The sequence below is a fragment of the Streptomyces sp. NPDC002680 genome, assembly GCF_042889145.1.
Taxonomy (GTDB): domain Bacteria; phylum Actinomycetota; class Actinomycetes; order Streptomycetales; family Streptomycetaceae; genus Streptomyces; species Streptomyces adonidis.
The window spans coordinates 1-21878 of sequence record NZ_JBIAQP010000040.1; the positions used below are offsets into that span (position 1 = coordinate 1).

18 protein-coding genes, 1 rRNA gene and 1 riboswitch are annotated in these 21878 nt (G+C 69.2%); of the genes, 5 read left to right on the forward strand and 14 right to left on the reverse strand.

Annotated features, from left to right (window positions below; genetic code table 11):
- Window positions 1-207 precede the first annotated feature (207 nt).
- Complete coding sequence (locus ACFYXF_RS51375; RefSeq protein ID WP_389361272.1) at window positions 208-1017, forward strand: PhzF family phenazine biosynthesis protein; 810 nt, start codon at window positions 208-210, stop codon at window positions 1015-1017.
- Window positions 1018-1124: 107 nt separating this feature from the next.
- Here ACFYXF_RS51375 and ACFYXF_RS51380 read toward each other — a convergent pair whose 3' ends face one another.
- Window positions 1125-1925, reverse strand: coding sequence for a CPBP family intramembrane glutamic endopeptidase (locus tag ACFYXF_RS51380; protein ID WP_389361274.1), 801 nt, complete (start codon window positions 1923-1925; stop codon window positions 1125-1127).
- A gap of 216 nt (window positions 1926-2141) precedes the next feature.
- Here ACFYXF_RS51380 and ACFYXF_RS51385 point away from each other — a divergent pair, with 216 nt between their 5' ends.
- Window positions 2142-3905: a substrate-binding and VWA domain-containing protein gene (locus tag ACFYXF_RS51385; protein WP_389361276.1), complete on the forward strand. Its 1764-nt coding sequence runs from the start codon at window positions 2142-2144 to the stop codon at window positions 3903-3905.
- A gap of 569 nt (window positions 3906-4474) precedes the next feature.
- Here the strand turns inward: ACFYXF_RS51385 and ACFYXF_RS51390 are convergent.
- Window positions 4475-5992: a glutamate--cysteine ligase gene (locus ACFYXF_RS51390; RefSeq protein WP_389361278.1), complete on the reverse strand. Its 1518-nt coding sequence runs from the start codon at window positions 5990-5992 to the stop codon at window positions 4475-4477.
- A gap of 574 nt (window positions 5993-6566) precedes the next feature.
- On the opposite strand from ACFYXF_RS51390, the gene ACFYXF_RS51395 reads away from it, so the two are divergent.
- Window positions 6567-7151 (forward strand): hypothetical protein, encoded by a 585-nt coding sequence (locus ACFYXF_RS51395; RefSeq protein WP_389361280.1) that lies wholly within the window; start codon window positions 6567-6569, stop codon window positions 7149-7151.
- A 374-nt stretch (window positions 7152-7525) separates the two neighbouring features.
- Window positions 7526-7732: a DUF5999 family protein gene (locus tag ACFYXF_RS51400; protein ID WP_369037515.1), complete on the forward strand. Its 207-nt coding sequence runs from the start codon at window positions 7526-7528 to the stop codon at window positions 7730-7732.
- A 126-nt stretch (window positions 7733-7858) separates the two neighbouring features.
- On the opposite strand, the gene gcvP is transcribed toward ACFYXF_RS51400, so the two are convergent.
- The gene (gene gcvP / locus ACFYXF_RS51405) at window positions 7859-10744 is read right to left on the reverse strand and encodes an aminomethyl-transferring glycine dehydrogenase (RefSeq protein ID WP_389361282.1); all 2886 of its coding nucleotides are present in this window, start codon (window positions 10742-10744) and stop codon (window positions 7859-7861) included.
- Window positions 10745-10924: 180 nt separating this feature from the next.
- A riboswitch (glycine riboswitch) is annotated at window positions 10925-11018 on the reverse strand.
- A 116-nt stretch (window positions 11019-11134) separates the two neighbouring features.
- Here gcvP and ACFYXF_RS51410 point away from each other — a divergent pair.
- On the forward strand, window positions 11135-11506 hold the full coding sequence (locus ACFYXF_RS51410) for a PRC-barrel domain-containing protein (RefSeq protein ID WP_389361284.1): 372 nt from the start codon (window positions 11135-11137) through the stop codon (window positions 11504-11506).
- On the opposite strand, the gene ACFYXF_RS51415 is transcribed toward ACFYXF_RS51410, so the two are convergent.
- The 11 genes from ACFYXF_RS51415 to rrf form a co-directional block, all read right to left on the reverse strand.
- Window positions 11428-12885 carry a DNA polymerase IV gene (locus tag ACFYXF_RS51415; RefSeq protein ID WP_389361286.1) on the reverse strand — a complete coding sequence of 486 codons (1458 nt, stop codon included), beginning with the start codon at window positions 12883-12885 and terminating at the stop codon, window positions 11428-11430. The genes ACFYXF_RS51410 and ACFYXF_RS51415 overlap by 79 nt on opposite strands.
- Window positions 12886-12942: 57 nt before the next feature.
- Window positions 12943-13587, reverse strand: coding sequence for a MerR family transcriptional regulator (locus ACFYXF_RS51420; RefSeq protein WP_389361288.1), 645 nt, complete (start codon window positions 13585-13587; stop codon window positions 12943-12945).
- Between the two features lie 283 nt (window positions 13588-13870).
- Entirely contained in the window at window positions 13871-14344 is a 474-nt protein-coding gene (locus ACFYXF_RS51425; RefSeq protein WP_006123076.1) for a bifunctional nuclease family protein, read from the reverse strand.
- Between the two features lie 85 nt (window positions 14345-14429).
- Complete coding sequence (locus ACFYXF_RS51430; RefSeq protein ID WP_389361290.1) at window positions 14430-15164, reverse strand: MerR family transcriptional regulator; 735 nt, start codon at window positions 15162-15164, stop codon at window positions 14430-14432.
- Window positions 15165-15206: 42 nt separating this feature from the next.
- Complete coding sequence (locus ACFYXF_RS51435; RefSeq protein WP_389361292.1) at window positions 15207-16097, reverse strand: FHA domain-containing protein; 891 nt, start codon at window positions 16095-16097, stop codon at window positions 15207-15209.
- Between the two features lie 130 nt (window positions 16098-16227).
- On the reverse strand, window positions 16228-17112 hold the full coding sequence (locus tag ACFYXF_RS51440) for a DUF881 domain-containing protein (RefSeq protein WP_389361294.1): 885 nt from the start codon (window positions 17110-17112) through the stop codon (window positions 16228-16230).
- A 5-nt stretch (window positions 17113-17117) separates the two neighbouring features.
- A complete protein-coding gene (locus tag ACFYXF_RS51445; protein WP_003988855.1) occupies window positions 17118-17450 on the reverse strand; it encodes a small basic family protein in 333 nt (110 codons plus the stop codon).
- Entirely contained in the window at window positions 17447-18349 is a 903-nt protein-coding gene (locus tag ACFYXF_RS51450) for a DUF881 domain-containing protein (protein WP_389361296.1), read from the reverse strand. Before ACFYXF_RS51450 ends, ACFYXF_RS51445 begins: the two co-directional genes overlap by 4 nt.
- Before the next feature lie 107 nt (window positions 18350-18456).
- The gene (locus ACFYXF_RS51455; protein ID WP_389361298.1) at window positions 18457-20952 is read right to left on the reverse strand and encodes a sugar phosphate nucleotidyltransferase; all 2496 of its coding nucleotides are present in this window, start codon (window positions 20950-20952) and stop codon (window positions 18457-18459) included.
- 114 nt (window positions 20953-21066) lie between these two features.
- Window positions 21067-21675, reverse strand: a complete 609-nt coding sequence (locus ACFYXF_RS51460) for a CDP-alcohol phosphatidyltransferase family protein (RefSeq protein ID WP_369037525.1) — start codon at window positions 21673-21675, stop codon at window positions 21067-21069.
- Window positions 21676-21783: 108 nt separating this feature from the next.
- A 5S ribosomal RNA gene (rrf, locus tag ACFYXF_RS51465) occupies window positions 21784-21878 on the reverse strand; the annotation flags it as partial.

A 21878-nucleotide genomic window follows, 5' to 3' on the forward strand; every position in this document is an offset into this window, starting at 1 on the left:
GGCCCCCCCCGTCCCCCCCGGGGGGTTTTTTGGGGGGGGGGGGGCCCCGGGGGGGGGGGGGGTGGGGGGGCCCCCCCCCCAGGGATGGGAACGGGTAAGGGCGGCGGGGGCGAAAACCCTCACCACGCGCACCCCACCCCCGAACCAGGTCCAGCACCCCCGAATTGGCCTTGGCCCCCCACCCCACCACCCCCCTAACGTCGCCCCATGCGCATTCGAATCGTCGACGCCTTCACCAACCACCCCTTCACCGGCAACCCCGCCGGCGTCATGCTCCTCGACACCTTCCCGCCCGACACCCGCCTCCAGCACATCGCCCTGGAGGTCAACCACGCCGAAACAGCATTCGCCCACCCCCTCCCCAAGGGCGGCGACGCCGACTGGGCCCTGCGCTGGTTCACCCCCACCGCCGAGGTCGCGATGTGCGGCCACGCCACCCTCGCCACAGCCCACGTCCTGCACACCACCGGCGCCCACACAGGCCCCGTACGATTCGCGACCCGCAGCGGCGTCCTCAGCGCGACACCCCGCGAGGACAGCTCGATCACCCTCGACTTCCCGACCGCCCCGCTCACCCGCGTCGAGCCCCCGGCCGGACTCGCCGAGGCCCTGGGCGCCGAGCCCCTCACGGCCTTCGACACCGGCCCGAACATCAACGACCTGCTGATCGAGGTCGCCGACGAGAAGACGGTCCTGGGCCTCTCCCCCGACCTCAAGGGCATCGCCGCCCACTCGGAACGCGGCATCATCGCCACCGCCCGCGCCGACAACCCCGCCGACGGCTACGACTTCGTCTCGCGCTGCTTCTTCCCGCGCATCGGCATCGACGAGGACCCGGTCACCGGCAGCGCCCACACGGCCCTCGCCCCGTACTGGTCCGAGCGCCTGGGCCGCCCCGACCTCACCGGCCTCCAGGCATCCGCCCGCAGCGGCCTGGTCCGCACGGAACTCCGCGGCGACCGCACCCTGCTGACCGGCCGGGCGGTCACCACCATCGACGGCGAACTGCTCGTCTGAAGCAAGCAATCAGGCCACGCAGAAGGGGCGTACGAAACCCTCGTACGCCCCTCAGCTCATCCCTGACCCATCCCTGACTCACCCCTGGGCCATCCCCTCCGAGCCGCTCACGCGACAGGCAGCCACGGCACCTTCCCCGCCAGCAGCGCATACCCCACGAACGCCCCGATGTCGAGCAGGGAATGCGCCACGACCAGGGGCCCCACCCGCCCCCACCGCCGATAGAGGTACACGAACACCACCCCCATCACCATGTTGCCGATGAACCCGCCGATGCCCTGGTACAGGTGGTACGACCCGCGCAGTACGGAACTGGCCACCAGCGCCGTCCCCGGAGTCCACCCCAGCTGATTCAGCCGCCGCAGCAGGTACGCGACGACGATCACTTCCTCCAGTACGGCGTTCTGCACCGCCGACAGGATCAGCACCGGGTACTTCCACCACACCTCGGGCAGCGCCTCCGGCACCACCGTGAGATTGAAGCCCAGACCACGTGCCGCCAGGTAGAAGGCGATTCCGCTGCTGCCGATCACCGCCGCGATCGCGGCCCCGCGGCCGAGGTCGGGCCAGGGCCGGGTGCGGTCGAAGCCCAGCGTCCGCAGCCCCTTCCCCTCGCGCAGCAGAAAGTGCGCGACCAGTGCGACCGGCACGAGAGACGTCGTGATGCCGAAGAGCTGCCAGGCGAGATCCAGCCATGGACGGCCCGGCGCGGCCGAGGCGTTGAGGGTGGCCGCCTGGTCCTTGAGGCCTCCCGGTTTCGTGACCGATCCGACAAAGCTGATCAAGGAGGAGATAGCGCTCGCACCGAGCGAAAGCCCCAGAACCAACAGCGTCTCGTCCCGGAGTGTCCGTCGCGACGGCCGCTCCTCAGGAAAAGAATCAGCCACCACGCCCGCCTCCACCTGCACTCCTGCCTCCAGTTGTTCAATCCCGCCGCATCCCCGTCCTCGCCCCGCTAGGGTCTCGAAAGAAGTTGCGAAGAACCTGCGCGACAGGCCGTTGGGGGGCGGACGCCGCTCCCGGCGCCCCTCCCCTTTCCCTGCCATACGGCCCATGCAGCCGATTCAGCTCATACGGCTGTTTCGCGCCATGTGTTCTGTTCACCAGGGAAGGATCCCACCGTCATGGGACGTCACAGCTTGCCCGATCGACCTGAACCGGGCACCGGCGACCCCCGTCCACGCACCCGCCGCCGCACGATCGCCATCGCCACGGCGCTCGTCCTCACCATCGCCGGAGGCACGGCAGCCGCCGTGCAGACCGGTCTGCTGTCCTTCGGTTCGTCCTGCCGGGACGACCCGATACGGCTGGCGCTCGCCGCCTCCCCGGACCTGGCCCCCGCCCTGGAATCCGCGGCGGACCGGGCCCGCGACCAGGGCGTCACCTCCGACGGGCGCTGCCTCGACATCGAGGTGACCGCCCGGGACTCGTACAAGGTCGCGGACGCGCTGCGCGCGGGCAAGACGTCCGACGCCCAGATCTGGGTGCCCGACTCGGACGTCTGGGTCGAGCGGGTCACGGCCGACGGGAAGGCGACCCAGGTGACCGCCGTCGGGAACGTCGCCTCGACCCCGGTGGGCCTGGCCGTGGTGCCCGCCGCCGCGAAGGCACTGGGGTGGCCGCGGAAGACGTACTCCTGGACGGAACTGGTCGGCGCCACCCTGGGGAACGACGACCTGGCGCTCGGCGCGGCCGACCCGGCGCGCAGCGCGACCGGCCTGCTGGCCCTGACCCAGCTCGGCACGGCCGCCGCGAAGACGAAGGACGGCGCCACCCAGGCCGCCGCCCTGATGAAGGCCCTGTCGCAGCGCGTCTCCGACAGCGACGGCCAGGTCCTGGACACCCTGCCCCGCGACTCCTCGGGCACCGAGCAGGGCAACCCCAGGCGCAACCGGACGCTCGTCCTCTCGGAGCAGGCGGCGTACGCGTACAACTCGTCGGCGGACAAGGCGCAGGACCTCGGCATGTTCTACCCCGAGGACGGGTCGCCCCGGCTCGACTACCCGTACACCCTGGTCGACGGGACGGGGCTGACGACCGACCAGAGCCGGGCCGCGATCCGCTTCATGACGTTTCTGCGCCAACCCGAGCAGCACAAGCTCCTGGAACAGCGAGGCTTCCGGACGGACGACGAGAAGACCCCGGACGCGCTGATCGCCCGTGCCGGCGGCCGTGCCCCACAGCCGTACGCGCGTGCGGCCGGCGAACCCGCGACGGCTGCGGCGCTCCAGGAGGCCCTCGGCACCTGGACGATCACCGTGCAGAGCGCCCGGATCACGACGGTCGTCGACGCCTCCTTCTCCATGGCGGAGCAGGTGCCGGGCACGGCCCGAACCCGGATGGACGTCACAAAGGCATCGCTCCTCCAAGCCCTCGCCACCTTCACCCCCGAGGACGAGATCGGCCTGTGGGAGTTCTCCACGAAGCTGGACGGCGCCAAGGACTACCGCATCCTGGTCCCGACGGAACGCCTGGGCGACCGCAAGGGCAACGGCACCCAGCGCGACCGCCTCTCGACGGCGTTCGGCGACCTGCAACCGGTCCCGGGCGGCGCGACGGGCCTCTACGACACGACCCTGGCCGCATACAAGTCGGCCACGTCCTCGTACGCGAAGGGCAAGTTCAACGCGCTGGTCATCCTGACCGACGGCGTGAACGAGGACCCCGGCAGCATCACGCGCGCCGCCCTGATCCGCAGACTCCAGCAGCTCACCAACCCCGAACGCCCAGTCCCGCTGATCATGATCGCGGTGGGCCCGGAGGCCGACCGCGAGGAAGCCCAACAGATCGCCGCGGCAACCGGCGGCTCGGGCTACGAGGTCACGGACCCGACCCAGATCCACACGGTGATCCTCCAGGCAATAGTGGCAGCAGGCAGCGGCACCTGACCACCACCTGCTCCCCCCCTGGAACCCTGAAGCCGGGGCCCGGGGGCGTGAGCCCCTGGGGCCCGGAAGCCAGGGCCCGGCCCAGAACCCAGAGGCAGAGGCCCAAAGCCCGGGGGCCGGGGGCCGGGGGCCGGGGGCCGGGGGCCGGGGGCCGGGGGCCGGGGGCCGGAGCCCGGGGCCCAAAGCCCGGAGCCCGGAGGCCGGAATCCGGAATCCGGAATCCGGAATCCGGAATCCGGAGGCCGGAGGCCGGGGCCCGCAGGCCGGGGCCCGGAATCCGGGGGGCGAAATCCGGGGGGCGAAATCCGAAGGCCAGAGCCCGAGGACCAGGGGCCGAGGGCCGGAGCCCGGGGGCCAAAGCCGGGGGCCAAAGGCCGGGGGCCAAAACCCGAAGACCGAGGACCGGGGACCGGGGCCGGGGGCCAGAAGCCGGTGCCCGAGGACCCGGGGGTCGAAGCACGGAGGCCAGAGGCCGAAGCCCGAGGACCGGGGGCCGGAGCCCAGAAGCCGGGGGCCGGAGCCCGAGGACCGGGCCCGGGAGCCCGGAGGCCGGACCGGACGTCCCGGCATCACCCGAGAGGCACCCGCTCCGGGAGCCCCACCGGCCAGGTGTGCACCGGCTCCCCGAGGTGCATCAGCTCGCTGTAGCGCCGGGTCGTCGCGGACAGCGCGGCGTCCCGGGGCAGCCCTTTCTCCAGCGCCCGGTGGAAGGTGGCCGCCTGCCAGGACGCCCCGTTGGCCCGCCGCCGGCACCGTTCCTCGATCACCCCGAGGTACAGGTCCCGGTCGGCGGGTTCGACCCCCCACGCGTCGAGGCCGGCCTCGGCGAGCGGAAGCAGTTCGTCCCGTACGAGATGCACCGCGTCGACCTCCGCGATGCCGCCGAACCGGCCGCCCCGGGGCCACTGGAACCGCGCCTCGATGCCGTGCCGGCAGGCCGCGTCGAAGTTGGCGGCGGCGGCCTCGAAGGGCAGCCGGGTCCACACGGGCCGCGACTCCTCGGCGAGCGCCCGAACGAGCCCGTAGTAGAAGACCGCGTTGGCGATGACGTCCGTGACGGTGGGCCCGGCGGGCAGCACTCGGTTCTCGACGCGCAGATGCGGTACGCCGTCGGCGATGCCGTAGACCGGGCGGTTCCAGCGGTACACGGTGCCGTTGTGCAGCACCAGCTCGCCCAGCTTCGGCACCCCGCCCTCGTCGAGGACACCCAGCGGATCCTCGTCGTCGCAGATGGGCAGCAGCGCCGGGTAGTAGCGCAGGTTCTCCTCGAAGAGGTCGTACGCCGACGAGATCCACCGCTCCCCGAACCAGGTGCGCGGCCGTACGCCCTGCGCCTGCAGCTCCGGCGGACGCGTGTCCGTGGACTGGGTGAACAGCGGAGGCCGCGACTCGCGCCACAGCTCACGGCCGAACAGGAAGGGCGAGTTGGCCCCGACCGCGACCTGCGCGGCGGCGATCGCCTGCGCCGCGTTCCACACATCGGCGAACCGCGCCGGAGTGACCTGGAGATGCAGCTGCACAGACGTGCAGGCGGCCTCCGGGGCAATGGACTTCGACGTGCACGAAAGGCGCTCCACCCCGTCGATGTCGAGCGTGAAATCCTCACCGCGGGCGGCCACGATCTGGTCGTTGAGCAGGGTGTAGCGGTCGACGTCGGAGAGGTTGGAGGAGACCAGGTCGTCCCGGTCGAGCGTCGGCAGAATGCCGATCATCATGATCCCCGCCTCGACCTCCTTCGCCTTCCGGTGCGCATATGCCAGTGACGTACGGAGTTCCTCGGCGAGCCGGTCGAAAACCCGACCGTCGAGCCGATGGGGGGCGATGTTGACTTCCAGATTGAACATGGCGAGTTCTGTTTGGAAATCTCGGCTCGCGATCCTTTCAAGTACTTGCGCATTCATCATTTTCGGCATGCCGTCGGGCCCGACGAGATTCAGCTCGATCTCCAGGCCCAGCAGATTCTTGGGGCGGTCGAACCGCTTGTCGGCCAGCAGCCGCTCCAGCCCCGTCAGGCACTGCCGGAGCTTGGTGCGGTAGCGCTGCCGATCGGACAGGTCGAACTGCCCCGCCACGACCTTCTCCCCCATCGAAGCGTCCCTTCCTCGAATGGGCAGGCCGAAGATCCGGCCACCGATGTCCCGGGTCACGTGGGATGATGCCCACCCAGCGTGATTGATAACGTCCCACGCGCGCCCGCGGGCCGCTACGCTGGCCCAAATGACCGGAGGCACATTCGCCCGGCATGGCGAGACAGACTTTGTGCGGACAAACGAGTCGACAGTTTCGCGCACTTGCGAACTCGTGAAAAACGCCGACGACAATTGGCCGACCGCCTCCGGCGCGTATACCGAGGTCATCGCGGTACGACCGGCCGGGGATCGGTGGAAACGCCACACAACGCCGACCGAATAGACCCTTGCTCTTCACGCGGGAAACGGTTAGACGAAACACAGTCAGAACACGTGTCGTATAAACTCCGCGAACAAGGCAGAGAGTCGGCGCCCAGGTCCTGGGTCCTGCCGTCCAGGTGACGTGCGGCAGGCCGCACCCCCGCCAGCGCATCGGCCCCGCCTCTTTGACCCCGAGAGACTTCGAGAGCTGACAGCGCCGTCCGCCCCCGCCCTCGCGCCACCCTGCCTGTCGAATGAGAGGCGTCCCACCATGCCGCTGCATGTCCCCCCGGCTCCCGCGCCAGCACTGCGCACCATCCTCACGGCACTCGGTTCCCCCACCGCGGTCCGTGAGGCACGCACCCCGGCCCTGCGCACCGCCCAGGGACCCGCCACCCCCGAACTCCCTCTGCCCGTACACGTACTGGACCGGATCACCCCCGCGGGCACCCCCACCACCCGGCTGACCGGGTGGCGCTTCCTGATCCGCTGCGGCGACCGCGCGGTGGCCGCGGCGGAGACCATGCTGACCCCCGACGGCTGGGCCTTCTCGCACTTCTTCGAAGGCCCCTACATCGCCTCCACCGAGCGCGCCCTGCGCCAGGCCGAGACCATGAAGCAGCCCTACCAGGCCCGCCTCCTGTCCGTACCCGAGCTGTACATGCTGACGCTCTGGCTGCACGGCGACAGCACCGCCGACGCGGCCGAGGGCCACCCCGCCTCGACCGACCTGCTCATCCCGCTGGCGCCGGCCCCGCCCGGCATCGCCGCCCACCGCCCGCACCGGGTCGCCGAACTGCTCCCGGTCCTGACCCATCGGGTGACTCCGGCCCCGCTGCTGAGTTCTCCCGCCTGAGCGCACACGGCACGGCACTCTCCGTATTCCCGCGTACCCCGCCGCCGAATTCCCGGCAGCGGGGTACGTCGCTCTTTCGCGCGCCATTACGCTCGTACGAGCCATTAAGGGTTTGTGAGCCGTCCGGACTAGCCCTTTCCGGCCCCCAAGAACCACCCAAAGGGACAGCCCAGTTGGGCTGAACCGTCCGCCCGGGTGATGCGTCTTGAACCTGTGAGAAGCGGTGCGGCTAAATCCCTGCGGATTGACGCCCGTAGAGCAACACTGGTTTCGAACCGACTTTCCCAACGGGGGCGGCCATGAACAGTGCTTCGAGCCGCAGGACAGACTCCACAGCCATCTCACACTCCACGACAGAGCGAAAGATCCCATCAATGTGCCAGCACCAGCCACCGTGCCCGACAGCCCACTCCACCGACCGGGAGTCCGCCCGACTGATGGCGCACCACCCGGAACAGGGGTGGAGCCTGCTGTGCAACGGCGTCCTCCTCTTCGAGGACACCGGTGAGCTACTGCCCGACGGCCAGATCATCGCCCCGCACCGCCCGGCGGGCGCCGGACCGGTGATGACGGCCGCCTGACGGCCACGCACGACGGGCAGCCTCCCGACCTCAAGAGGCGCGACTGCCCGGACAACTGAACAGACAAAGAGGGGCCGGCCCGCAGACACTCGCTGCGAACCGGCCCCGACGTGTGTCCGGGGTCGACTACTCCTGGTAAGCGTCCAGCGGCGGGCAGGAACAGACCAGGTTCCGGTCACCGAAGGCCTGGTCGATCCGGCGCACCGGCGGCCAGTACTTGTCGGCCGCCGAGACCCCGGCCGGGAAGACCGCCTCCTCGCGCGTGTAGGCGTGCTTCCACTCCCCGCCGAGCGCGGCCGCGGTGTGCGGCGCGTTCCGCAGCGGGTTGTCGTCGGCCGGCCACTCGCCCGCGCCGACCTTCTCGATCTCCCCGCGAATGGCGATCATCGCCTCGCAGAACCGGTCCAGCTCGCCCAGGTCCTCGGACTCGGTCGGCTCGATCATCAGCGTCCCGGCCACCGGGAAGGACATCGTCGGCGCGTGGAAGCCGTAGTCGATCAGCCGCTTCGCGATGTCGTCGACGCTCACGCCCGTGGCCTTGCTGATCGGCCGCAGATCGATGATGCACTCGTGCGCGACGAGCCCGCCGGGCCCGGTGTAGAGCACGGGGTAGTGCGGCTCCAGCCGCTTGGCGATGTAGTTGGCGCTCAGCACGGCCACCTGCGTGGCCCGCTTGAGCCCCTCACCGCCCATCAGCCGGACGTACGCCCACGAGATCGGCAGAATGCCCGCCGAACCCCAGGGCGCCGCCGAGATGGGCCCCACGCCCGTCTCGGGCCCGGCAGCGGGCTGCAAGGGGTGGTTGGGCAGATACGGCGCGAGATGCGCCCGCACGCCCACCGGCCCGACTCCGGGACCGCCGCCACCGTGCGGAATGCAGAAGGTCTTGTGCAGATTCAGATGCGAGACATCGCCCCCGAAGTGCCCCGGCTTGGCGAGCCCCACCAGCGCGTTGAGGTTGGCCCCGTCGACGTACACCTGCCCGCCGGCCTCGTGCACCTGGGCGCAGATGTCGGCGACATGCTCCTCGAACACCCCGTGCGTGGACGGGTACGTGATCATCAGCACCGACAGTTCGTCCCGGTACTGCTCGATCTTCGCCCGCAGATCCTCGACGTCGATCTCGCCGTCCCCGGCGGTCTTCACGACGACGACCTTCATCCCGGCCATGACGGCACTGGCCGCGTTGGTCCCGTGCGCGGACGACGGAATCAGACAGACCGTCCGCTGCTCGTCGCCGTTGGCACGGTGATATCCGCGTACGGCGAGCAGCCCGGCCAGCTCGCCCTGCGAACCGGCGTTCGGCTGGAGCGACACCTTGTCGTACCCGGTGACCTCGGCGAGCCGCTCCTCCAGCTCCCGGATGAGCGTCAGATAGCCCTGCGCCTGCTCGGCGGGCGCGAAGGGGTGCAGCTGCCCGAACTCGGGCCAGGTGACCGGCTCCATCTCGGTGGTCGCGTTGAGCTTCATGGTGCAGGAGCCCAGCGGGATCATGCCCCGGTCGAGCGCGTAGTCACGGTCGGCGAGCCGACGCAGGTAGCGCAGCATCGCGGTCTCGGAGCGGTACTGGTGGAAGACGGGGTGCGTGAGTACGTCGTCGGTGCGCAGCAGCGCCTCCGGCAGCGTGTCCTCGGCGCCCGCGTCGAGTGCTTCGATGTCGCCCTCGACCCCGAACGCGGTCCATACGGCGCCCAGGTGGGCCCGCGTGGTCGTCTCGTCGCAGGAGACGGACACCCGGTCCGCGTCGACGAGGTGCAGGTTCACCCCGTGCTCACGCGCGGCGGCGGCGACCTCACCGGCCTTCCCGGGCACCCGCACGGTGAGCGTGTCGAAGTAGGCCCCGTGGACGACCTCGACGCCGCCCGCAGTCAGCCCGGCGGCCAGGATCGTGGCGTACCGGTGGGTCCGCCGGGCGATGGTCCGCAGCCCGTCGGGCCCGTGGTGCACGGCGTACATGCCTGCCATGACGGCCAGCAGGACCTGGGCCGTACAGATGTTGCTGGTCGCCTTCTCGCGGCGGATGTGCTGCTCGCGCGTCTGCAGGGCGAGCCGGTACGCCTTGTGCCCGTCCGCGTCCACGGAGACACCCACGAGCCGCCCGGGCAGACTGCGCGCGAACTGCTCACGCACGGCCATGTATCCGGCGTGCGGCCCGCCGAAACCCATCGGCACCCCGAACCGCTGGGTCGTCCCGACCGCGATGTCCGCGCCGAGTTCACCGGGCGAGGTGAGCAGCGTCAGGGCCAGCAGATCGGCGGCGACGGTGACGACGGCACCGAGCCCGTGCGCCTGCTCGACGACGGGTTTCAGATCCCGTACGGCTCCGGAGGCGCCCGGGTACTGAAGCAGCACGCCGTTGATCTCGCGCCCCGCGATGTCGTCCGGGATGCCCGCGCTCAGGTCGGCGACGACGACCTCGACACCGACCGGCTCGGCCCGCGTCTGGATGACCGCGACGGTCTGCGGCAGGGCGTCCGCGTCGACGAGGAAGAGGCCCTTCTTGTTCTTGCCCATGCGTCGGGACAGGGCCATGGCCTCGGCGGCCGCGGTGCCCTCGTCGAGCAGCGAGGCGCCGGAAGTGGGCAGCCCGGTGAGGTCGGCGACCATGGTCTGGAAGTTCAGCAGCGCTTCGAGGCGCCCCTGCGAGATCTCCGGCTGGTACGGCGTGTACGCGGTGTACCAGGCCGGGTTCTCCATCACGTTCCGCAGGATGACCGGCGGGGTGAAGGTCCCGTAGTACCCGAGCCCGATCATGGACCCGAGCACCTGGTTCCGGTCGGCCAGCGATCGCAGTTCGGCCAGTACCTCGGCCTCGGTGCGGGCGCCCGGCAGATCGAGCGCGTCGGCGTTCCTGATCACATCCGGGACCGCGGCGGCCGTCAGCTCGTCGAGCGAGCCGTATCCGACCTGCGCGAGCATCTTGGCCCGGTCCTCGCGATCGGGCCCGATGTGGCGCCGCTCGAAGGGCGTGCCCTGTTCGAGTACGGCGAGCGAAGTGCGATGGGCGGTCATTACGGAGGCCTCCTGGTCGTTAGCGACCTTCGAGGGGCACCACGGCACGGGTGCCCGAACGGCCTCCCCCTCTGTCATCTCGACCTGAGAGCTTCACCGGGCTGCCAACGCGCTGACGTCCCGGCTTTCACCGTCGGTGAGAGCGGAGACCATGTCCTCCGCCCTGCTTTCCAGAGTGACCTCGTCCGTGCGGTACAGGGGCCTGAGAGATTCCGGGGAGGAGTTGCTCCTTCGGCGCCTCCGAGGTTCCGGAGGACTCTCCCGCACAGGGTCAGCAGCCATTGGCCAGCCTATCAGCGGCTCCACGCACAGACCTTCGAGTGGCCACCTGCCCCGATGTGCTCTTTTGTAGTGCTTACGGATGAGTTGCGACCATACGGAGGGCCCGCCGTGCAGACCGACATCGATCCGCGCAACCTGATCGGCCGCAAGGCCTTCGACCGCAACGGCACCAAGATCGGCACGATCGACGAGGTCTACCTCGACGACGCGACGGGCGTGCCGGAGTGGGCGGCCATACGGACAGGGCTGTTCAGCAGGGACGCCTTCGTGCCCCTGGAACCCAGCGAACTGATCGACGGCACACTGCGCGTCCCCTTCGAACGGTCCCTGATCAAGGACGCCCCCGACTTCGGCGTGGGCCGCCACCTCTCCCCGGAACAGGAACTCCAGCTCTACCACCACTACGGCCTCGACGTGGCGCCCCCTCCTCCGTTCCCGGACCACGACTTCGGCAAGCTGGCAGGCTCGGACGACTCCTGACCGGTCGGTCCCTCGTCCGGACCGTCGGGTCTTCGCGGCCCGGAGGACACCAGCGGCAGCGGATCCGCCGGCTCCAGCGCGGGATCGTCGGTCCGGAACGTCCGCACCCGTCCCGGCTGCTCCGAGTCCGGCGTCTCGAACCGCACGGTCACCCGCCCGAGCCCACTCCCCTGCACCCACCCGTGTCCGAAGTCGGCATGCCGCACGTCGTGCCCGGTCGTCCAGTGCCGCTCGACGGGCAGCACCTCCTGCTGCTCACCACCCTCGTGCTCGGCCTCCTCCACCAACTCCAGCGCCGCCAACTCCCCGGCGGCCTGGGCGAACAGATCCTCCTGCGTGAAGTCGGCGAGGCCGCTCACCCCGACCCCGAGCAGTCGCACACCACCCGTCGTGTCCACGGACTCCAGCAGCCGGGCCGCCGCCTCCCGCACCACCCCGGGGTCGTCCGTGGGCCCACGGAGCGTCTCGGACCGGGTCAGCGTGGAGAAGTCGTACCGCCGCACCTTGAGGACGATGGTCCGCCCCGACAGCCCGGCCCCGCGCAGCCGCCGCACACACCGGTCCGCCAGCCGCTGCACCTCCGTCCCCACCCGGACCCGGTCATGGATGTCCACGTCGTACGTGTCCTCGACCGACACGGACTTGGTCTCCCGCTCGGCCACCACGGACCGCTCGTCGTGCGCCAACGCCATCGCGTACAGCCCGTGCCCGTGCGCCTTCCCCAGCAGCCGTACGAGTTCGTCCTCGCCCGCCTCGGCCAGCTCGTCGACGGTACTGATGCCCGCCCGCCGCAGATGGTCGCCCGTCGTCGGCCCGACCCCGGGCAGGATCCGCACCGACATCGGCCCGAGCAGCGCCCGCTCGGTCCCGGGCTCGATCAGCACCAGTCCGTCCGGCTTGGCCTGCTCGGAGGCGATCTTCGCAAGCATCTTGGACGCGGCGAGACCCACCGATCCCGTGAGCCCCGTGACCGCCCGTATGTCAGCGCGCAGCTTCGCCCCGGCCAGCCGCGCCGACGCCTCGTCCCAGGCCGCTCCCCCGGCCTCCAGGTCCACGAACGCCTCGTCCAGGCTGAGCGGCTCCACCAGCGGCGACAGCGCCCGCAGCAGCGCCATGACCTGCTCGCTGATCGACCGGTAGAACCCGAACCTCGGCACGAGATACGCGGCGTTCGGCGCGAGTCGCCGCGCCTGGCCCATCGGCATCGCGGAGTGGACCCCGAACACCCGGGCCTCGTACGAACACGTCGCGACCACCCCGCGCGGCCCCAGCCCGCCCACGACCACGGCCTTCCCGCGCAGACTCGGCTTGGACGCCTGCTCCGCCGAGGCGAAGAAGGCATCCATGTCGAGATGCAGGATCGTGGGCGCGTTTCTCACATGTCCGATGCTGCCCTACGCCACTGACAACGCCCCGGAACGCCGAGGCGGGGCCGGTCAGACCGCCCGGTTGCGCCGCCGCGCCAGCTCGTCCGCCGGGTTGTGCCCGACAAGCGTCTCGCCCGTGTCGACGCGCTCCCCGTGCAGCTGCGAGAGAGCGCTTTCCACATCTCGCCACACCACACCGACGGCGATGCCGAAGATGCCCTGCCCGCCCTGGAGCAGCGCATGCACCTCGTCGGGGGACGTGCATTCGTAGACGGTCGCGCCGTCGCTCATCAGCGTCAGGCGCTCCAGATCCCGGAACTCGCACGCCCTCAGATGCTGGATCGCCGTACGGATGTTCTGCAACGAGACACCGGTGTCGAGAAAGCGCTTCACGACCTTCAGGACGACAACGTCCCGGAAGCTGTAGAGCCGCTGCGTCCCCGACCCGTGAGCGGGCCGCACACTCGGCTCGACCAGCCCGGTGCGCGCCCAGTAGTCCAACTGGCGGTAAGTGATGCCGGCCGCCGCACACGCCGTCGGACCGCGGTAGCCGATCTCCTCGGACGCCATGGATGTCGCCCCTCCGCCGCCTGCTACAGCCGTCGGCCGCCGCGGAACGTGATCGGCCGCGCTGCCCTGAAGCGGGTACGGGCCGCTCTCCCCCAGACCGCGTCCGGGGGCACCCCCAGCCGTACCGTCGCCGCTGCTTCTCACGCCGACCTCCGTCCTTGACCTGCCTTCTCGACGGTAGGCAGTCACCAGGGGTGCGTCAACGATCGCCACACTCGGCACGCCGAGTGATAATCACCCTAGGAGTGGTTTCCCGTACCCCACCGCGGGGAAAGGCTAGCCGAATGCGCTCCGCATGGGCCGCACGACGCTCTCACACGCCGCTGGCAATTGCCATCATCCGTGACGTCACCGGGCAAAAGTCAGGCTCCACCGACCACCAGGTCCGTGGAGCCGCCCGAGCCTCGTCAACCGTCGCCGTCAGGGCTCACTGACTGTTGGTCCCGAAGTCCTCGGGGGAGATCTGGTCGAGGAACTCGCGGAACTTCTCCACCTCGTCCTCCTGCTCGTCCGGGATCGCGATCCCGGCGTCGTCGAGCACTCCGTCGCTGCCGTAGATCGGCGTCCCGGTGCGCAGCGCCAGCGCTATGGCGTCGGACGGGCGCGCGCTCACCTCGACCCCGCTGGCGAACACCAGCTCCGCGTAGAAGACACCCTCGCGCAGGTCCGTGATGCGCACTTCGGTGAGCTCCTGGCCGACGGCCTCCAGCACGTCCTTGAACAGGTCGTGCGTCAGCGGTCGCGCGGGGGCCATGCCCTGCTGGGCGAAGGCGATCGCCGTCGCCTCCCCCGGTCCGATCCAGATGGGGAGGTAGCGGTCGCCTCCCACTTCCCGCAGAAGCACGATCGGTTGGTTGGAGGGCATTTCGACCCGGACACCTACGACATCGAGCTCGTTCACACAGCAACCCTAGGCCGTGCCCGGGACGTTTGGGTAGTCGAGCACGGAACGGGTGGCCGATCCGCCCTCCGGCGGCCCCTTCCGCTCAGGGCTGCCGCACTCCCAGCGCGATCCGCACCAAGGCCGCGTGCAGCTTCACCGTGAGCCCCGCCAGTTCCTTGCTGCGGGCCTCCGCGAGGGCCCTGGTCTGCGGATTGCGGTGGAGCCTGAGCGGGGCCACCACCTGGTCGACCAGGCCTGCCTCACGTTCGGCGGCGGCCTTCATCACCCGCAGATGCCGTGGCTCGATCCCGAACCGCCCCAGCTCGGCGACGAGCGCGGCGACAGTCACCGTCTCCGCGTCGTACGCCCCGTCGGGCAGCGGAGCGACCAGCCCGTACGACTGCCACTCCTCGAGTTCCTCGTCACCGATCCCGGCGGCGGCGAGCAGCTCCGCCCGGCCGATCCGGACGGCTGTGGGCCCCTCGGGCTCCAGGCTCGGCTCACCGTCCCGCTGGCGGCCCACGGTGGGGAGCGACACGGCCTCCCCGCGCTCCATGGCGTCCAGGTACTCCCTGATCACCTTGAGGGGCAGATAGTGGTCCCGCTGCATTCTCAGGACATGGCCGAGGCGCTCGACGTCCTCGGGGCTGAACTTGCGGTACCCCGAAGGGGTCCGCTGCGGCTCGATGAGCCCCTCCGACTCCAGGAAACGGATCTTGGAGATGGTGACTTCGGGGAACTCGTCGCGCAGCACGTTCAGCACTGTGCCGATGCTCATCAGCCCACTGTCCGCGGCGGCGATGCCGTGGCCGGCACCGCCGCTCGGTGTTTGAAGCATGGACCTTCCCTGGGGTCCCTCCGGACTCGGTCCGGAGGAGGGTCAGTAGCCCCGCTGGCTCGCGTAGAACACCAGCCGGTACTTGCCGATCTGCACCTCGTCGCCGTTGTTCAGACCGACCTGGTCGATCCGCTCACGGTTGACGTACGTGCCGTTGAGGCTGCCCACGTCGGCGACGGTGAACAGGCCGTCCTGGCCCCGTCGGAACTCCACGTGACGACGCGACACGGTCACGTCGTCCAGGAAGATGTCGCTCTGCGGATGACGCCCGGCCGTGGTCAGCTCACCGTCCAGCAGGAAGCGGCTGCCCGAGTTCGGGCCACGACGCACCACCAGAAGCGCCGACCCGAGCGGCAGGGCGTCCACCGCGGCCTGCGCCTCGGGCGAGAGCATCGGCATCTGCGTCTGCCCGGTGACCTCGGCGTCGTACGCCTCGATACCGGAGATGGAGATCGTGGACGTCGTCTCCGACGGACGCTCGGGAGTGACCCCGGCCCGCAGCGGCGCACCACAGTTGGAGCAGAAGCGGCTGTTCTCCGCGTTGCGGTTACCGCACCTCGTACACACAAGGGCCGACATCGACGGATCCTCCTGCCGCGGCTGCCCCGCCGGGGCATTGGACGCATATGGGTCGGAGGAAAACTCTCCACCCGTACTTGAGGTTGACGGTTCCCCGAAACCTATGCGCCCGGACTGGGCAGGGTCAACAGACGGCGCGCCCTGACCTCCCGGAACGTCACCGCCCGGACCGCCGACCTGGTCCCGGAACAGAGGGCGCTGGCCCTCCGCGTCGGGCTGTGCGCGATGGCGGGCGGTCGCGTTGTCGCTGCCCTCTCGCGCGCTCTTGCCGAACAACTTCGCAAACAACTTCACGGGCGATTCCCCTTGACCGAAACAGACCCGCCCGTGGGGCAGGACGAACCCTGACTGCACCTACCGGTCGACCCGGACATCCTCACAACGTCCGTCTCCACCTGACAGTTTCCACCACGCACCACCCATTCGGTGCGCCGACCCCCCGCAACCTCATGCCCTCCCCGGACAGCCCCCATGCACCCCCGGTTCACTGGGAGGACGACCGAGCGTAGTCAGGCTGCTTCGCCGCTCGCAAGGCGTCCACGACGATCTTGTCCGCCCGCTCCACGGTGACGGTGGCCTGCTCCTTCTCCAGGGTCTGCACCACACCCCCGGGGATGTTGAGCGCCGGTTCGAGGTCCTGTGGCTTGCCGATGACCTTGAAACGATAGGGAGCGTCGATCTTGTTCCCGTCGACGCTCACTCCCCCGCCGTCCTCGTCCGCCAGAAAGGTTCCCGCGACGACCCGTACGCCGTTGACCTGGATCGCCTCGGCACCGGCCGCACGCAACTCCTGGATCGCGTCGAGCAGCATGTCGGCTTCGACCGTCCCCTTCGTGTCCTCGATGGTCAGCGTGATCCCGGGCCCCTGCGCAGCCACCGTGCCCGCCAGGATGCCCAGTTGCCGCTCCTTCTCGACCGTCTGCTTACGGGCCTCCTCAGCTTGGTCCGAGCTGTTCTCCAACTCGGTCCGCTGATCTTCGAGACCCTGCTTCTCGTCCTCAAGACGCTGAGTACGGTCATCCAGTTCATCGAGGATGCGTACAAGATCTTCCTGACGCGCACCGCGCAGGGCCCCGTCGCTGTCGCTGGTGGACGCGACCTGCACCGCAAGCCCGAATCCGAGCCCGAACAGCAGCAGGGCGACGATCAGTTGGGCCCGGGTCACCCGCAGCGGCCACAGCCCGTTCACCAGCCGCTGACGGCCGGTCAGGGACGGTCCCGGCGCCTCGCCGGCCGTCACGTCCACGGCCTGCGCGTCCGAGGCCGCCGAGGGCGCCGGAGAGACCTCTTCGGGCAGTTCCTCGCGCAACCGGTTCTCGCCCGCGTCGGCCTGCTTGTCGCCGGCGCCGCTCTTGTCGTTGTCGCTCATCGGCGTCAGGCCCGGAAGACGTGCCGGCGGATCGCCGCGGCATTGGAGAAGATGCGGATACCGAGGACCACGACCACACCGGTGGACAACTGGGCACCCACGCCCAGCTTGTCGCCCAGGAAAACGATCAGCGCGGCCACGACGACGTTCGACAGGAACGACACCACGAAGACCTTGTCGTCGAAGATGCCGTCGAGCATGGCCCGCAGACCGCCGAACACGGCGTCCAGGGCCGCGACGACAGCGATGGGAAGGTAAGGCTCGACGACCGCCGGAACCTCGGGCCGGACCAACAATCCAGCCACGACTCCCACGACGAGGCCCAGTACCGCGATCACGATGTGCCCTTCTCTGTCTCTGTACTCGGTTGTGCTGTGCGTACGATCACACTCGGCGCGGCGGGCAGCCGGAGGTCGCTCTCCACGGAAATGCTGGTCCGGATCTCGAAGTTCTCCTGCAGCGCGGCCAGATACAGTCCGTCGGCGCTGTCCTGGAACTTGCTGCTCAGCCGCTTGCCGTCCCCCACCGCGAGCACCGTGTACGGCGGCACGAGCGGCTTGTTGTCGACCAGTATCGCGTCTCCCGCGGCCCGGATCGCCGACAGGGCCGTCAGCCGCTGCCCATTGATCGCGATGGCCTCGGCGCCCGACTGCCAGAGCCCGTTGACGACCCGCTGCATGTCCCGGTCGCGCACCCGCCCGGTGTCGGAGAACCCGGAGGTCTCCCGCGCGTCCCCGCCGGCGTCGCTGCTGGCTTCCTTGGCGTCGTCGACGACGAGCTTCACACCCGGTCCGTGCACCTCGGTCGCACCCGACAAAATGCCTACCAGGTCGGCCTGTTCGCTGCCGCCACCCGACTTCAGCGCAGCACGCTGACGCGCGCTGACATCGTCGCGCAGCTGGTCGACCGATTTCTCCAGCTTGTCGGCCGCCTCCGTCTCGCGGTCGATGCGGTCGATCAGTTCCTCGCGCTCCTTGGCGATCGCGGGCGCCGCCACCCGCGCCTGCGCGGCTCCCACGGTCACCACGAGAGCGGCGAGCACCAGCCCTGCGGCCAGGCCCAGCTTGGCCCTGAGCGACTTCGGCAGACCACCGTCGCCCGCGGCCTTCTTCCGCTCGGCCGCCTCGGCATACCCCTCGTCGAGGCTGTGGTCCATGACGTTGGTGAGCAGCGACATGGACGCGTCCGGGCGGGAACGGCTCGTGGGGATGCTCCGAACGGGGGGCTGCTGCGGCATGCCGCACATCGTCCCACGTCGCGACCACTGCCTCCGAACGGCCCCACCGACGTGCCGGACAGGCCCCATTGGGGGTTACTGTCCGGCACGCGCGCGTGGACCTCGATTCAGCGACCGGCGCCGTCCACAACGGCCGCCCACTCGTCGAGCAGCGCCTGAGCGGAGGCGTCGTCGGGCCCCTCGGCCCACAGATGCGTGACGGCTTCCGCCGGGTCGGGCAGAACCATCACCCACCGCCCGTCGGTCTCGACCACCCGCACCCCGTCGGTCGTGTCGACGAACCGCTCTCCGGCCGCCTCGACAACCCGCCGCATGACAAGGCCCTTGACGGCCCAGGGAGTCGCCAGATCCCGCTTCAGGACATGCGCCCGCGGAATCCTGGCATCGATCTGGCTGAGCGTGAGCTGCGTCCGCGCGACCAGCCCGATGAGCCGTACAAAGGCTGCCGATCCGTCGAACACACTGCTGAACTCCGGCACGATGAACCCACCGCGCCCGTCCCCGCCGAAGATGGTCGTCTCATCACGCCCGACCCGGGTCAGATCGTCGGGCGACGTGGTCGTCCACTCGACCTGGGTCCCGTGATAGGCGGCCACCTGCTCAGCGATACGGGTAGTGGTCACCGGCAGCGCCACCCGCCCGCTACGGCGTTCGGCGGCCACGAGATCCAGCATGACGAGCAGCGCCCGGTCGTCCTCGATGATCCGCCCCTTCTCGTCGACGAGCGAAAGCCGCTCGCCCACCGGGTCGAATCGCACTCCGAAGGCGGCACGCGCCGACGCCACGATCTCCCCGAGCCGCACCATCCCGGACCGCCGGGTGTCCGCAGACTCCGTCGGCCTCGACTCGTCGAGACCGGGATTGATGGTCAGCGAATCGACACCGAGCTTCCCGAGCAGACTGGGCAGCACAAGCCCCGCACTGCCGTTGGACGCATCCACGACAACCTTGAGCCCGGACTCCGCGATCCCGATCGTATCGACATTCCGCAGCAACGACCCGGTGTACGAGTCGAACACACTGGCCGGGAAATGCAGATCCCCGATCTCCCCGGGGAACGCCCGCCGGTATTCCTGCCGCGCGAACACCCGATCCAGCTTCCGCTGACTCGCCTGCGAAAGGTCGGCCCCCTGCCCGTCGAAGAACATGATGTCGACGGAGTCAGGCACCCCGGGCGTAGTCCGGATCATGATCCCGCCGGCACTCCCGCGAGCGGTCTGCTGTCGCGCCACCGGCAGCGGTACGTTCTCCAGGTCCCGTACGTCGATGGCGCTGGCCTGCAGCGCGGAGATGACGGCCCGCTTCAGCGCACGGGCACCACGGGAATGGTCGCGAGCGGTGGTGACGGTGGACCCCTTCTTCAAGGTGGTCGCGTAGGCACCGGCCAGTCGCACCGCCAGCTCGGGTGTGATCTCCACGTTGAGGATTCCGGAGACTCCACGGGCGCCGAAGAGATGCGCCTGCCCTCTGGATTCCCAGATCACCGAGGTATTGACGAAGGCGCCGGCCTCGATCGTCTTGAACGGGTAAACGCGCACGTTCCCCTGGATGATCGATTCTTCACCGACGAGACACTCGTCGCCGATGACCGCCCCGTCCTCGATCCGGGCCGCGCGCATGATGTCGGTGTTCTTCCCGATGACACAGCCGCGCAGATTGCAGTGCTGGCCGATGTACACGTTGTCGTGCACCACGGCCTTGTGCAGAAAGGCCCCGCTCTTCACGACGACGTTCGAGCCGACAACGGTGTGCTCGCGGATTTCCACGCCGGCCTCGACCTTGGCGTAGTCCCCGATGTAGAGCGGCCCTCGGAGCACGGCATCGGGATGCACCTCGGCGCCCTCCGCGACCCACACTCCCGGTGAGATCTCGAAACCGTCCAGCTCGACGTCGACCTTGCCCTCCAGGACATCGGCCTGCGCCTTCACGTAGCTCTCGTGCGTACCGACGTCCTCCCAGTAGCCCTCGGCGATGTAGCCGTAGACCAGCCGGCCTTCCTTCATCAGCTGGGGGAAGACATCACCGGACCAGTCGACGGAGACATCGGCCTCGACGTAGTCGAAGACCTCGGGCTCCATGACGTAGATGCCGGTGTTCACGGTGTCGGAGAAGACCTGTCCCCAGGTCGGTTTCTCGAGGAAGCGCTCGACCTTGCCCTCCTCGTCGACGATGGTGATACCGAATTCCAGTGGATTCGGCACCCTCGTCAGGCAGACAGTGACGAGCGCACCCTTTTCCTTGTGGAAATTGATCAGCTCGGTGAGGTCGAAGTCGGTCAGGGCATCACCGGAGATGACGAGGAAAGTGTCATCCTTCAACGCCTCTTCGGCGTTCTTGACGCTTCCGGCGGTACCGAGTGGCTTCTCCTCATTGGCATAGGTCAGCTCCATCCCGAGCTCCTCGCCGTCACCGAAGTAGTTCTTGACGAGTGAGGCGAGGAACTGGACAGTTACGACTGTCTCGTTGAGCCCATGCCTTTTGAGCAGCCGAAGCACGTGCTCCATGATCGGCCGATTGGCCACTGGCAGGAGCGGCTTGGGCATACTTGAGGTCATTGGGCGAAGGCGTGTGCCTTCGCCTCCGGCCATCACGACGGCCTTCATGTCGGAAGCGTCCTCCTTGAAGAGACGACGGTCTAGCCGACTTCACCCGTCCAGATTGTCCCGCACTTTGCCGACGCGGGCCATCGAGCCACTACAGCTGCCCAACCGGCGAGCTCAATCGGCCATGGCGTCCGCACGAACCAGTCGGCGGACTTGTACCACGTAGAGGACTCCTGCCCACCAGTAGAGCGTTGTACCCCATCCTGCGAACGCCCATCCGAAAATAGCAGCGAGTGACGAGAGCCACCCACTTCCGTCACTGAGCAGGAGCAACGGGAAGGCATACATCAAGTTGAAGGTAGCGGCCTTCCCCAGGAAGTTCACCTGCGGCGGCGGATACCCGTGACGCCTGAGGATACCCACCATCACCAACAGAACCAGCTCTCGCGCCAGCAGTGCAGCGGTCAACCAGATCGGCAGAATCTCGCGCCAGGTCAGACCGACCAGAGTCGAGAGAATGTAGAGCCGGTCGGCCGCGGGATCGAGGAGCCGGCCAAGACTGCTGATCTGGTTCCAGCGCCGTGCGAGCTTACCGTCCAGATAGTCACTGACCCCGCTCAGCATCAGCACGAGGAGCGCCCAGCCATCGCTCTTCGGACCACCGAACTCGGGTCGAAGGATCAGCCACAGAAAGACGGGCACACCGACAAGGCGCGCCATGCTGAGGATGTTCGGGATGGTGAGGACCCGGTCTGTCTGGACGCGGGTCTCCTGGACCTCCACCCGGGGGCCTCCTGTGGGAATGAGCCAACGATGCCCCCTGACCCTACCTCAACGCAAAAAAGCTCCGGCTCTCGGGCAGTGTGCCCAAGAGCCGGAGCTATACAAGGAGTTCGGCGGTGTCCTACTCTCCCACAGGGTCCCCCCTGCAGTACCATCGGCGCTGTAAGGCTTAGCTTCCGGGTTCGGAATGTAACCGGGCGTTT